The following is a 13,745-nucleotide window of genomic DNA, read 5'->3' as shown; positions in this document are numbered from 1 at the left end:
AGAGAGAGTATGACTTCTCAAATTGCAACCTTAGAGAGAAAGCTCGGCTATCAGTTTAACAACGCTGAGCTTATCAATCTGGCGCTGACTCACCGCAGCGCCAACAGTAAACATAATGAGCGTCTGGAATTCCTGGGCGATTCAATTTTAAGTTTTGTTATCGCGGATGACCTGTACCACCGTTTCCCGAAAGTGAATGAAGGTGATATGAGTCGTATGCGTGCGACCCTGGTGCGGGGGAATACGCTGGCTGAGCTCGGCCGTGAGTTCATGCTGGGTGACTATTTAAAATTGGGTCCAGGTGAGCTGAAAAGTGGTGGATTCCGCCGCGACTCTATCCTTGCGGATGCGGTGGAAGCGATCATCGGTGCTGTCTATCTCGACAGTGATATCGAGAAAGTGCGCGAGATCATTCTGAGCTGGTACAAGCAGCGTCTTGACTCGATCAAGCCGGGCGTATCGCAGAAAGATCCGAAAACCCGCCTGCAGGAGTTCCTTCAGGGGCGCAGAAAACCACTGCCGGTCTACAGTGTGACTAATATTAAAGGGGAAGCTCACAACCAGGAGTTTACCGTGACCTGTGAAGTCACCGGGGTCGACCAGCCTGTTATCGGTAAAGGCAGCAGCCGCCGTAAAGCAGAGCAGGCCGCTGCAGAAACCGCATTAGGATTACTGACCAATGTCTGACGATAAAGAATTTGACCTGGATGCGTACTTCGCATCCCAGCCGGGCTCTGAACAAACCACTTCAGAAAACCAGCACTGTGGCTTTGTGGCCATTGTTGGCCGTCCGAACGTGGGTAAATCTACCCTGCTGAACCAGCTGCTCGGGCAGAAGATTTCTATCACCTCGCGTAAGCCTCAGACTACCCGTCACCGCATCATGGGTGTGGACACTGAAGGGGATTACCAGGCGATTTACGTCGATACCCCGGGTTTGCACATCGAAGAGAAGCGTGCGATTAACCGCCTGATGAACCGTGCGGCGAACAGCTCGCTGAGTGATGTGAACCTGGTGCTCTTTCTGGTCGATGGTACTCACTGGACCAAAGACGATGAGATGGTGTTCAACAAGCTGCAAAAAGCCAACTTCCCGGTGGTTCTGTGTGTCAACAAAGTGGACAACGTAAAAGACCGCAACGAAGTGATGATGCACATGATGGACCTGTCGAAGAAGATGGAGTTTGTTGACGTAGTGCCAATCTCGGCCAAGCACAATAAAAACATCGACGTTCTTCGCAAGCACGTGCGCGAGCACCTGCCGGAAGCGGTGCACCACTTCCCTGAAGAGTACGTGACAGACCGCTCCCAGCGTTTTATGGCGTCTGAAATCGTGCGTGAAAAGCTGATGCGCTTTACCGGTGAAGAACTGCCTTACTCGGTAACCGTTGAAATCGAGCGCTTCGATTACAATCCGGAAACCGACGGTTTCCATATCAACGCCCTGATCCTGGTTGAGCGTAACGGCCAGAAGAAAATGGTGATCGGTAAAGGTGGCGAGAAGATCAAAACCATCGGCCGTGAAGCCCGCCTGGATATGGAAGAGCTGTTCGGCCGTAAGGTCTTCCTGGAGACCTGGGTGAAAGTGAAATCCGGCTGGGCCGATGACGAGCGCGCCCTGCGCAGCCTGGGTTACATCGACGACCTGGAATAAACCGGTAAGATTTAAAAAGGAGCTGCGGCTCCTTTTTTATTTGTGTAACACTGTGCCTGCCGGGTGGTGTAAGCTTGGTCAGGAAAGAATTTATAACCGGAAACAGAGTGGCCGGAGCCGGGTATTACCCATGGCTCCTGGCAGGCAAAGATCATGTCAGACGGACTTCAGCGTTGTTTTGTGCTTCACCGCCGCCCCTACAGTGAAACCAGCCTGATCCTGGACGTATTCAGCGAAGAATACGGCCGGGTCTCGGTGATGGCCAAAGGCGCGCGCAGCAAACGTTCGAACCTCAAAGGGGCGCTGCAGCCATTTGTACCGCTGCTGCTGAAATGGTCCGGCCGGGGCTCGATGCGCACCCTGCGTCAGGCAGAACCGATAAGCCTTGGGATCCCGCTCAGCGGCATCACCCTGTATTCGGCGATGTACCTGAATGAGCTGCTTGGCCGGGTGCTGGAGAGTGAGACCCCTTATCCGGCGCTGTTTCTCGACTATCTTCAGGCGCTCACCGAGCTGGCGCAAAATGACAACCCGGAGCCGGCGCTGCGCCGTTTTGAGCTCGCGCTGCTCTCTGCCATGGGTTACGGGGTAGACTTTATGCACTGTGCCGGTACCGGTGAGCCGGTTGAGCCGGGTATGACCTACCGTTATCGTGAGCAGAAGGGGTTTATTGCCAGCGTCAGACGCGATAATCTGACCTTTACCGGTGACGAGCTGATCGCGATCAGCGAGCGGCGCTTTATGACCAAAGGCCAGCTGCAGGCTGCCAAACGATTTACAAGAATCGCCCTCAAACCTTACTTGGGCGGAAAACCATTAAAAAGCAGGGAATTGTTTATTCCCCGCGCACGGAGTATTGGAAAATGAGTTCTATTCTTTTAGGGGTTAATATCGACCACGTTGCCACACTGCGTAACGCCCGTGGTACCAAATATCCTGACCCTGTTCACGCTGCTGAAGTGGCCGAGCGCGCAGGCGCAGACGGCATTACCATTCACCTGCGTGAAGACCGCCGCCATATCAAAGACCGCGACGTGCGCATTCTGCGTGAGACCATCCAGACCCGTATGAACCTGGAAATGGCGGTAACCGATGAAATGGTGGATATCGCGCTGCAGACTCAGCCTGAATTTGTTTGCCTGGTACCGGAAAAGCGTGAAGAGCTGACCACAGAAGGTGGCCTGGACGTGGTAGGCCAGCTGGAAAAAGTGAAAGCGGCAACGGAAAAACTCTCTGCGGCGGGCATCAAAGTTTCCCTGTTTATTGACGCAGACCGCGCACAGATCGATGCGGCCAAAGCGTGTGGCGCGCCGTTTATCGAGCTGCACACCGGTCACTATGCGGATGCAGAAAACGATGAAGAGCAGAGCAGTGAACTGAAGAAGATCGCTGCCGGCGCCAGCTACGCAGACAGCATCGGTATCAAGGTTAACGCCGGTCACGGCCTGACTTACCATAACGTTGCGCCAATCGCGGCTCTTCCGGAAATCTACGAGCTGAACATCGGCCACTCGATCATCGGCCGCTCGGTGTTTGATGGCCTGAGCAAAGCGGTTTCTGATATGAAAGCCGTGATGGAGCAGGCGCGCCGCTGATTTGCCGCGCAGTGTAATCATTTCAAAGGCCGTTTCTGTACGGCCTTTTTTTTAAAGGAAACAACCGATGGCAATTGTGGGTCTGGGTACCGATATTGCGGAAATTGAACGAATTGAGAAAGCCCTGGAGCGTACCGGTGAGGCGTTCGCGAAGCGGATCCTGGCTGTGTCTGAGATGGAGACTTTTCAGGGCTTAAAGCAGCAGGCGCGTTTTCTCGCCAAGCGCTTTGCCGCCAAAGAAGCGGCCTCCAAGGCTCTCGGTACCGGTATCGCTAAGGGCGTAACGTTTCACGACTTTGTCGTCAGCAATGATGCGCTGGGTAAGCCTCTGCTCAGGCTGGAAGGGAAGGCCAGGGAGCTGGCTGCAGCATCCGGCGTTAATCATATTCACCTTTCTATCAGTGACGAACGCAGCTATGCGGTAGCGACCGTGATCTTTGAGTCCTGATCTTTCAACTATGGTCTACACTCTTTCTATAGGATTCAGCATCTTGCAATGGCAGGATTCCGGCAAAGGCAGAGAGAGTGAACGGACGTTTTCGTTATTTCCCCCCCCTTCAGTTCAGGCAGACCTACAGCGCCACTATTCTGGCTTTACTGGGGTTGCTGCTTTCTCCCACAGCGGCCGCTGACTGGGAGGAAGCCTGGTCGCGTAATGGCTCGGTATCCGGGTTTGGTAACCTGGCTTATGTTTATGAAGGCAATGACACTCTGGGTTATATCGGCAACCTTAACCAGGCGGCAGACCCGGACTCCGGCGGTTCATTTATTCCCGACTCCAGACTGGGCCTCCAGCTCAGTTACCGTTTTGACCCCAGCTGGTCTGTGACCACCCAGTATGTGATTGAAGACCGTGCCGGGAGTGAGTGGACCGATGGCTTTAAACTGGGTTTTATTGCGTACCGGCCGGATGATCACTGGGATCTCCGTCTTGGCAGGCTGGGGTATGATGTTTTCCTCAATACCGATACCCGGGCGGTGGATTTTGCTCACCTCTGGGCCAGGGCGCCAATGGAGATATATGGCTGGGTTCCGCTGCCGAGCCTGGATGGTGGCGATATCACCTGGCATTTCAGCGCACTGGATCTGGACTGGGCGCTCAATGCCCAATACGGCATTACCAGAACAGCCACTGATTTGCTGGAAGGGGAAGAGTCCCTGCGTTTTACCGGCAAACACGCAATGGCCTTCAGCCTGACTGCCGCGTGGGAGAGCTGGAAAGCACGGCTCTCTTATGCTCAGCTCGAATCTCACAGTGAAGTCCCCGCTTCTATGGCGCAGATCGGAGAGCAACTCGGACTGGTTGCGGCCACCATACCCGGGCCGGTCGGCACAGAAGCGGCGCAGATGCAGCACGACCTGATGGTGAGTGGTGGTAATGTGCGTTATATCCATGCCGGTCTGGAGTACAGTGACGGGCTATGGTATCTGCTGACGGAAGTGGTCAGGGTGGAGACTGACCGGCGTATTTTGCCTAATGGTCATGGTGGTTATCTGATGGCCGGCCACCGTATTGGCCAGTTCACCCCTTACGTTATTGGCTCGCTATTCACCCGTGATACTGAACCGGCAACAGCGCAGACTGACTGGGGGCTGGTTTCCCCCGGGCTGGGTGCGCTGCAGCAGGGGGCCCTGGTGGCAATGAACCGCACCCTGATTGACCAGCAGACCCTGTCACTGGGTCTGCGCTGGGATATCACGTCTCAGGTAAGCCTCAAGGCACAGGCTGACTGGGTCAGCCTCACTAAAGACGGGCTTGGGCTGTGGGCTACTGAACTCACCGATAACGGAGAAGCGCGGGATGTACAGCTGTACACCCTGGCGCTTTCCTTTGTGTTCTAGGTGGCCATTATGAAAAGGTTATGGCTGCTGTTAACCCTGCTTCTTACCCCACCCGTGATGGCGGACATTTATGTGCTGGTGCCGCAGTCCAGTGCGCTGGAGTCCATCTCTGAATCGGAGCTGACCGATCTTTATATGGGGCGTAAAAAAGCCATGCACCGTCATCAGGTGGTGATCCTTGAGCGCGGTGAAGAAGACAGGGAAGTGCTGTTCTCCCACCTGACCAGTCTGACCCTGAGTCAGGTGAATGCTTACTGGGCCAAGCTGCGCTTTTCCGGCCGGGTGATGGCGCCGGTGGTCGTAGAGTCAAATGAAGAGCTGCTCAGGCAGCTCAAGGCCAATCCCAACATGCTCAGTTACAGTCGCAGTATTCCGGATGATGAAGGGGTTAGGGTGATCCTCACCATTAAAGATGATGAATAAAGACTCGTTAGTTCACCGCCTGATCACCGCGGTCGTGATTTTCGCCGCGCTTTACCTGTTGATCGCGGCGGGCTTTTTATCGGTGTTTTACCTGGAGCAGGCAACCAAAAGTGTTTCTGAGACGGAGAAAAAACTGGTGTTGACGGTCTCCGACAGCGCAGCAATCGCGGTGTTTGTTGATAACCCGGAGATCGCCCACGAAGTAATGAACGCCATGCTGCTGCACGACGAGTTCCTCGGGGTGCGTATCCGTGATACCGAAGGCCTGATAAGTTTCAGTGCTTCCAAACTGCCTGCTGCGAAGGAGCGCTGGCAGCATACCGCTTCCTACCCGCTTAAATCCCCGGTTGATGGCCTTGTGATCGGCTATCTGGAGCTGGATATTAACCAGGGCTATATCGATGACATTACCCAGCGGCAGGTGCTGATCCAACTGCTGGTGCTGCTGGTCCAGCTGTTGGTGCTGGTACTGGTGCTGGTTATCGCAGCCCGGCACATTATTGGTATTCCGCTGCAGGAGCTGGCTGTTAACCTCGGTAAGGTAAAACCCGGCCGGGCGGATAAACTGCCGGTCAGTTCTGAGCACAGTGATGATGAGCTGACCCTGGTGACTCACAGCATCAACCACTTTGTTGAATCTTCCGCCAGGGCGCTGGAGACCGAGCGTGACCTGCGCGCCACTATTGAAAAGATGGAGCAGCACTACCGGCACATTTTTGATACCACTCAGGTGGGGATCCTGGTGCTGGATGAAAACGGCTGCCTGATCCATAAAAATCCAACCCTGTTTGGACGGCTTATCCATGAGAGCTATGAGCTGCTGGCTCTGCTGGAAAACCAGCCGTTCTTTAAGCTGGTATTTGAAGACGCGGATGAGGCTTGGGCGATGTCTGAGCAGGCAATGTCGAGCGGGGATGTCGCCGCCGGTGATCTCCGGATCAACCGCCAGTACAGCCCGGATCAGTGGGTGCATCTGTTGCTGTCGGCCTATCAGGATGAGAAAACCGGTGAATGGTTTATCGAAGGGATCATGTATGACATTACCGCGCGGGTGAAACGCGAGCACGATACCCTGCTGCTGGCACTGGAAGACAACCTTACCGGGCTGAAGAACCGTCTGGGCTGTGAGCGATACGTGGAAGGGGTACTGGCATCAGAGGTGTCGGGCACCCTGGTGGTGATGTTGCTCGATCTCGATGGTTTTAAGCCGGTTAATGATCAGTATGGTCACGCTGCGGGTGACCAGGTATTGCGGACCATCGCCAGCCGGCTCGAATCACTGCCGCTGGAAGCGGACCATCAGGTTGGGCGTCTGGGCGGGGATGAGCTGGTGGTGATGCTGGTGGCGGATCCTTTCAGCCAGGATCAGGCTGACCAGGCCGCACAGCAAATAGTTCAGGTGTGCGCTGAGCCTGTCACGCTGGCGGATGGCCAGAAAGTCCGGGTCACCTGCAGTGTTGGGGTCGCGTATGCGCCGCTTGGTGAGTTGGCGTTTACCGCTCTGGTGGAGCGGGCGGATAAAGCCATGTATCAGGTTAAACAGGGTGGGCGAAACGGGGTCTGCCATTACGCCCGGCTGGAACTGCCGCCTCAGTCTAAGTAAGGCGCAGCGGCTGCGACGACTTTTTCCATCTCATCCTGCAGTTCAAACAGCTCCGGCTCAATATCTTCTACACTGCTGCCGGAACGAAGGTTTTTCTCGATAAGGCCGCACAGCTGTTTCAGCCTTGGCACGCCACTGTATGAACAGCTGCCGTGCAGCTTGTGAATATGGTGAACCAGCAGCTCGCCGTCTTGGTTGCCGGACTCTGTCATCTCATCGACAAACTCTTCGACCTCACCGATGTAGCTGACCAGCATCTGCAGCATCTCTTTGGCGAGATCTTCCTGGTTGGCAGCCTGTTTGAGCGCCTGCGGCCAGTCGATGATCACATCCGACGGGCTCTCGCTCATAGTGACCGGGGCGTAGCTGCCTTCGCTGATATTGAGCTTGTCGACCGGGCTGTCACCCTGCTGCGGGCTCCAGTGGACCAGTACCTGCTGAAGAATATGCTCTTCAATCGGTTTGGTCAGATAGTCATCCATACCAGCCTGAAGCAGACGATCCCGCTCACCGGCCATCGCGTGAGCGGTGACGGCGATCACCGGGGTATGAGAGTTGAGTGGGGATTTCTTCACTTCCTGACAGGCGGTCACCCCGTCCATTTTCGGCATCTGAATGTCCATCAGGATCATATCAAAGGTCTGTTCGCGGGCGGCGTTGACCGCCTCTTCACCATTGGAGCAGGTGATCACTTCGGCAACCCGCTCTTTGAGCAGGGCAGTGATCAGTTTAAGGTTGGCCGGATTGTCATCTACCGCCATCACTTTCAGCGGCATTTTCTCACTGTCATCGGTCGCCGGTTCCGGCAGCAGCTGGGTTTCCGGCTCGTCGCGCATCATGCTCATCAGCAGTTTACGTCGCGACAGCGGTTTGGTGATGCACTGGGCACTGGTGCTGGCGGCCAGCAGTTCGGCCAGTGCCAGTTCATTGCTTGGCAGGCCAACCACCACCTGAGGCGCAAACTTAAACGCTTTGTTCACCCAGTTCAGGGCATCGTCCCCGGCGTACTCCTGATTCGGAGACAGGTTGATCAGGGCGTAGTCATGGAGCTCGATCTGCTCAGGCAGGCTGGAACGGTAGGTGACTACGATGCCTTCCTGGGTCAGCTGCTGCTGAACCACAGATGCGGCCTGCATGTTTGGCTCGATCAGCAGCAGATGTTTACCGGCAAACTGTGCAGTATCCAGTTCAGCGGACATCGGCAGCTCGCTCGCTGCCAGACGAAGGGTAAACCAGAAGGTTGAGCCCTGATGGAGACGGCTCGACAGGCTGATCTCGCCACCCATCTGACCAACCAGTTTCTGGGTGATCACCAGACCCAGCCCGGTACCGCCATAGCGGCGGGAGATGCTGGCGTCAGCCTGACTGAAGGCCTGGAACAGCTGGGCCTGCTGGCGCTCAGAGATACCGATGCCGGTATCGCGCACCATAAACTGCAGTTCCACTACGTCTTCTTTCTGTGAGCGCAGCTCTACGCTGATGTCGATGTTGCCGCGCTCGGTAAACTTGATCGAGTTACCCACCAGGTTGGTCAGGATCTGCTGAATACGCAGCGGGTCGCCCACCAGACCGGCCGGGATTTTCGGGTCAACTTTCAGTGTCAGCTCCAGCCCTTTCTCATGGGCGCTGGTGGCCTGCAGGCTGGCAACCTCTTCCAGACACTCCTGGAATTCGAACGGAATGTTTTCCAGCGCCAGTTTACCCGCTTCCAGTTTGGAGAAGTCGAGGATGTCATTGATGATGCTGAGCAGGTTATTAGCCGAGCGCTCGATGGTCACCAGGTAATCCTCCTGGCTCGGCGAAAGCCGGGTTTTGAGCATCTGGCGGGTAAAGCCAATCACGCCGTTAAGTGGGGTACGCAGCTCGTGAGACATGTTGGCGAGGAACTCGGATTTCACCCGCGCGGCTTCCTGGGCGCGTTTCTTGGCGATATCCAGCTCAACGTTCTGGATCTCCAGCTGCTCCAGGGTCTCCCGCAGATCCGAGGTGGCCTGGTCGATGCTGTGCTGCATCTCCACGTGGTATTCCGACAGCGACATCGCCATGGCGTTGATACCGTTTTTCAGCGAGTCCAGCTCACCGTGCATCTTCCCTTCGATCCGCACATCCAGGTGACCACGGCGGATGCGGTCGACCATGTTTTTCATATTGGTGATCGGCAGGGTCACGTCGCGCATCAGGCGGTAAGCAAACAGGCCTGAAAGGCCCAGGCCGAGTACCAGTACCACCAGTGCGGCAAAAATTTCCTGATACTGCTGCAGGCGCAGCGCCGACAGATCCAGCTCGATGGCGATATAGCCCAGCGCCTGGTTGAGCTCGGTTTTGCCTCCCTGAGGTGAAGAGAACTGACCTTCAGCCAGAATAGGGGAGCGGATGATGAGATCGGTATCGACCAGCTCTATGGTGCTGAGCAGCGGGATCGGTTCGTCTTTGGGAAACGTCAGTGCAGCAAAGTTTGGGTGAAAGTTTGAGGTCACGAACAGTTCATGGCGGGCGTCAAATACCGCGATGCTTCGGACAATATTGGAATTTTTGCGATGAGCGTAGCTGATAAGCCGGCGCACGGCCTCGCGGCTCTGCTGGGTCATACCGTATTCACTGGCGATCGCCAGGGGTTCAATCACGCTCATCCCGGTTGAAATCAGCTGTGATTCCAGATCGTTATAGCGGTTTGAGGTAAAAAACGCGCTCAGCAGCAGGCCGATGATCAGGGTCGGGGCCAGGGTCAGGGTGATTACGCGCGCTCTTAAGCCGTATCGGGTCATGTTCTCATTACTGTCCGGATGTGGGAAAATACGCGTCAGGGCAACAGGTCCTGAGCATACGTTTTGTGCTGCAGATTATAATTCTTTTATCCGTGCCCGTGGGCAGGGTGTGATTTTGCAGCAAAATCAGCGGTTAGCTTATCAAACCTGTGCCATTCGACAATCACCCCACAGTTAAATAGTGACTGTGGCGCAGAAAACACACGAACAGGCTGAATCAGATATGGCGCGTTTTTATAAGCCAAGCAAGAAAAAGACTCCCGATACCAAACACCAGGCCGTTGCCATTGGCAAACTCGACCACCACGGAGCCGGGATCGGCCAGCTTGGCGGTAAGCCGGTGTTTATCGACGGCGCCCTGCCGGGTGAAGAGGTGCTGGTGCAGCTGACTGAACAAAAGAGCAAGTTTGCCAAAGCGCGCCTGATCAAAGTCCTTAAAGCCGGTGAAGATCGGGTTGTTCCGCCCTGTCCTCACTACGCAGAGTGTGGCGGTTGTAACATGCAGCACCTGTCTGTGGACGGGCAGCGCCGCTACAAGCAGGCCGCACTGGCAGAGCTGATGAAAAAGTTTGGTGGCAGCACCCGTGAGCTGGATGCGCCGGTGACCGGTGACGAGTGTGGTTATCGCCGTCGTACCCGTATTGCGCTGCAATGGGATAAAAAGCAGCGCGCGCTGCAGTTTGGTTTCCGCCGCAAGGCGAGCAAACAGATCGTCGCGATTAAAGAGTGTCTGGTGCTGGCTCCGCAGCTGAACGCCCTGCTGGCTCCGGCCCGTACCCTGCTGGAGGGCTTCAGTCATCCGGAAAAACTCGGTCACCTGGAGCTGGTGCTGGCCGATTCCGGCCCGGTAGTGGTGCTGCGCCACGACGGTCCGCTGAAAGGCAAAGACCATGATGCGCTGCTGGCTTTTGCCTCAGAACGTCAGGTCGCCGCTTACCTGATGCCGGAATCCGGCCGTCTTGAACAACTGAGCGGCGAAAAGCCGTATTATCGCGAAATCGGGGCTGAGCTGCAGTTTGAGCCGAACAACTTTATTCAGGTTAACCAGCAGGTGAATCAGGCGATGGTGGCCCAGGCGATCGACTGGCTGGACCTTCAGCCGGGCGAGAGTGTGTTAGATCTCTTCTGTGGTATCGGCAACTTCAGTATTCCGATGGCCAAACGCTGCCAGAAGGTAGTGGGCATCGAAGGTGTGGACGCCATGGTGGAGCAGGCCGGCAGCAACGCACGGCGCAATCAGCTGGAGAACTGTGAGTTTTACCAGGCCAATCTGGAAGCGCCGCTCAGCGAAGCAGCATGGGCCAGATCACAGTTTGATAAAGTGCTGCTCGATCCGGCGCGTGCCGGGGCCAGTGGTGTCATCGATCAGATTGGAGAGTTTGCGCCGAAGACAGTAGTATATGTCTCCTGTAACCCGGCCACCCTGGCAAGAGACAGCCAGAGCCTGCTCGCTCAGGGTTACCGTCTGACCAGACTGGCGATGCTGGATATGTTCCCGCATACCAGCCATCTGGAGAGCATGGCTAAATTCGAAAAATAATTAATCCGGTGGCGGGGAATCAAAGACCGGAATAACGGTCATACTGCCGGAAGGCAGTGGAATGACACTTAACCAGGAAAGGAAAATGGTCGCAGTACGAAGCGCGCACTTAACGTCAGAGAAAGAATTTGAGCTTGAGGCCTGGGTGGACAGCCTGGGGCAGGAGAGTAAAACCCGCAAGAAACTGATCAAGGTTTACCGCCAGTGTGAGAAGTGGCTGGAAGGCAATGATCAGGCTGAGCTGCTGCTGTGGCGCGGCCGGGAGATGATTGAAATCCTGATCACCCTGTCGATGGACAGGGCGACTCTGGTGGCAGCGCAGCTGTTCCCGCTGGTCAGCTCCGGCGCCTGTGACCGTGAAGAGCTTGAAGAAAACTACGGCAAAGAGATCATCAAGCTGATTGAAGGCGTCGACGAAATGGCGGCTATCGGTCAGCTGAACGTGACCATGAGTGGCTCTGCGGCTTCGGCTCAGGTCGATAACGTGCGCCGCATGCTGCTGGCGATGGTCGATGATTTCCGCTGCGTGGTGATCAAGCTGGCGGAGCGGATCTGCAACCTGATCGAAGTGAAAAAAGCGCCGGACGAAGTACGCCGCGCTGCGGCCAAAGAGTGTGCCAATATCTACGCCCCCCTGGCGAACCGTCTTGGTATCGGTCAGCTCAAGTGGGAGATCGAAGATTACGCCTTCCGCTACCAGCACCCGGAAACCTACAAACAGATCGCTAAACAGCTCTCTGAGCGCCGTATCGTGCGAGAGCAGTATATCAAAGATTTTGTCGATGACCTGTCAACGGATATGAACGGTTCCGGCATCAACGCCGAAGTGAGCGGTCGCCCCAAGCACATCTACAGTATCTGGCGCAAGATGCAGAAAAAAGGTCTCGCGTTTGATGAGCTGTTTGACGTGCGTGCGGTGCGCATCATCGCTGACCAGCTGCAGGACTGTTATGCCGCGCTGGGCGCTGTTCATACCAAATACAAACACCTGCCAAACGAGTTTGATGACTACGTGGCCAATCCCAAGCCGAACGGTTACCAGTCTATCCATACCGTGATCCTGGGCCCGGAAGGCAAGACCATCGAGATCCAGATCCGTACCAAACAGATGCACGAAGACTCCGAGCTGGGTGTCGCGGCGCACTGGAAGTACAAGGAAGGCGCCAGCGGCCGCAGCGGTTACGATGAGAAGATCACCTGGCTGCGTAAGCTGCTTGACTGGCAGGAAGAGATGTCCGATTCGGGTGAAATGCTCGATGAGCTTCGAAGCCAGGTCTTTGATGACAGGGTTTACGCCTTTACCCCGCGCGGTGATGTGGTCGACCTGCCAATGGGCGCGACACCACTTGATTTTGCCTACCATATTCACTCTGAAGTGGGCCACCGCTGTATCGGTGCTAAGGTAGCCGGACGTATCGTGCCGTTTACCCACAAACTGCAGATGGGTGACCAGGTTGAGATCATTACCTCGAAAGAGCCCAATCCGTCCCGCGACTGGCTGAACCCGTCTCTGGGCTTTGTCCATTCCGGCCGTGCGCGCGCCAAGATCAACGCCTGGTTCCGTAAGCAGAGCCGGGAGAAGAACCTGGAAGCGGGCCGCGAGATCCTGGAAGGTGAACTGAACAAGATCGGTGCGACCCTGAAAGACGCCGAGCAGTACGCGCTGAAACGCTTTAACGTCAATACGGCGGATGAGCTGTACGTTGGGGTGGGCAGTGGCGACCTGCGTATCAATCAGATCATCAACCACATTAACGCGCTGGTGAACAAGCCGACCGCGGAAGAAGAAGACCAGCAGGCGCTGGAAAAACTTCAGGAAGCACAAAGCCGTCCTGCGCCGCAGAGCCGTCCGAAGAAAGATGCGGTAGTGGTTGAAGGGGTGGATAACCTGATGACCCACCTGGCGCGCTGTTGTCAGCCGATCCCGGGCGATGAAATCAAAGGTTATATCACCCAGGGGCGTGGCATCTCGGTTCACCGCAGTGACTGTGAACAGCTGGAAGAGCTGAGTCTGCACGCACCGGAGCGGATCATTGATACCATCTGGGGCAGCGGTTACATTGGCTCGTACATCATCACCATGCGGGTGGAAGCGCTGGAGCGCAGCGGTCTGCTGAAAGACATCACCACACTGCTGGCGAACGAGAAAATCCGTGTCTCCAGCATGAAGAGCCGTACCGACTACAAACGTCAGATGGCGGTGATGGACTTCCACCTGGAAGTGGGCAACGTGGAAGGTCTGTCTCGGATCATTACCCGGGTCGAGCAGATCAAAGACGTGATGTCTGTACAGCGTCTTGGTTAATCACAGTTAAATTACCAA

The 13,745-nt window shown here is 55.8% G+C and carries 11 protein-coding genes; 10 read left to right on the top strand and 1 reads right to left on the bottom strand.

Features of this window, described 5'->3' with window-relative positions:
* Nucleotides 1–9 precede the first annotated feature (9 nt).
* From rnc to ACVB80_RS15555, 8 genes are all read left to right on the top strand, one after another.
* On the top strand, nt 10–687 hold the full coding sequence (gene rnc / locus ACVB80_RS15590) for a ribonuclease III (RefSeq protein WP_481082205.1): 678 nt from the start codon (nt 10–12) through the stop codon (nt 685–687).
* Nucleotides 680–1,654 carry a GTPase Era gene (gene era / locus ACVB80_RS15585; protein WP_481082204.1) on the top strand — a complete coding sequence of 325 codons (975 nt, stop codon included), beginning with the start codon at nt 680–682 and terminating at the stop codon, nt 1,652–1,654. Before rnc ends, era begins: the two co-directional genes overlap by 8 nt.
* A gap of 153 nt (nt 1,655–1,807) precedes the next feature.
* On the top strand, nt 1,808–2,521 hold the full coding sequence (gene recO, locus ACVB80_RS15580; protein ID WP_481082203.1) for a DNA repair protein RecO: 714 nt from the start codon (nt 1,808–1,810) through the stop codon (nt 2,519–2,521).
* Nucleotides 2,518–3,249, top strand: a complete 732-nt coding sequence (gene pdxJ, locus ACVB80_RS15575) for a pyridoxine 5'-phosphate synthase (RefSeq protein WP_481082202.1) — start codon at nt 2,518–2,520, stop codon at nt 3,247–3,249. The genes recO and pdxJ overlap by 4 nt, the downstream gene beginning before the upstream one ends.
* 67 nt (nt 3,250–3,316) lie before the next feature.
* Nucleotides 3,317–3,697, top strand: a complete 381-nt coding sequence (gene acpS / locus ACVB80_RS15570) for a holo-ACP synthase (protein ID WP_481082201.1) — start codon at nt 3,317–3,319, stop codon at nt 3,695–3,697.
* A 77-nt stretch (nt 3,698–3,774) separates the two neighbouring features.
* A complete protein-coding gene (locus tag ACVB80_RS15565) occupies nt 3,775–5,091 on the top strand; it encodes a hypothetical protein (protein ID WP_481082200.1) in 1,317 nt (438 codons plus the stop codon).
* A gap of 9 nt (nt 5,092–5,100) precedes the next feature.
* Nucleotides 5,101–5,514 (top strand): hypothetical protein, encoded by a 414-nt coding sequence (locus ACVB80_RS15560; protein WP_481082199.1) that lies wholly within the window; start codon nt 5,101–5,103, stop codon nt 5,512–5,514.
* On the top strand, nt 5,504–7,117 hold the full coding sequence (locus ACVB80_RS15555) for a diguanylate cyclase domain-containing protein (RefSeq protein WP_481082198.1): 1,614 nt from the start codon (nt 5,504–5,506) through the stop codon (nt 7,115–7,117). Before ACVB80_RS15560 ends, ACVB80_RS15555 begins: the two co-directional genes overlap by 11 nt.
* Here the strand turns inward: ACVB80_RS15555 and barA are convergent.
* A complete protein-coding gene (gene barA / locus ACVB80_RS15550; RefSeq protein ID WP_481082197.1) occupies nt 7,105–9,882 on the bottom strand; it encodes a two-component sensor histidine kinase BarA in 2,778 nt (925 codons plus the stop codon). The genes ACVB80_RS15555 and barA overlap by 13 nt on opposite strands.
* Nucleotides 9,883–10,105: 223 nt before the next feature.
* On the opposite strand from barA, the gene rlmD reads away from it, so the two are divergent.
* On the top strand, nt 10,106–11,422 hold the full coding sequence (gene rlmD / locus ACVB80_RS15545; protein ID WP_481082271.1) for a 23S rRNA (uracil(1939)-C(5))-methyltransferase RlmD: 1,317 nt from the start codon (nt 10,106–10,108) through the stop codon (nt 11,420–11,422).
* Nucleotides 11,423–11,507: 85 nt separating this feature from the next.
* The gene (relA, locus tag ACVB80_RS15540) at nt 11,508–13,727 is read left to right on the top strand and encodes a GTP diphosphokinase (protein WP_481082196.1); all 2,220 of its coding nucleotides are present in this window, start codon (nt 11,508–11,510) and stop codon (nt 13,725–13,727) included.
* Nucleotides 13,728–13,745: the final 18 nt, after the last annotated feature.

The sequence above is a fragment of the Vibrio sp. 9-16B-A1 genome, from assembly GCF_056726165.1.
Note: the sequence above shows the minus strand (reverse complement) of the source record. Positions and strands in the feature narration are given on the sequence as shown.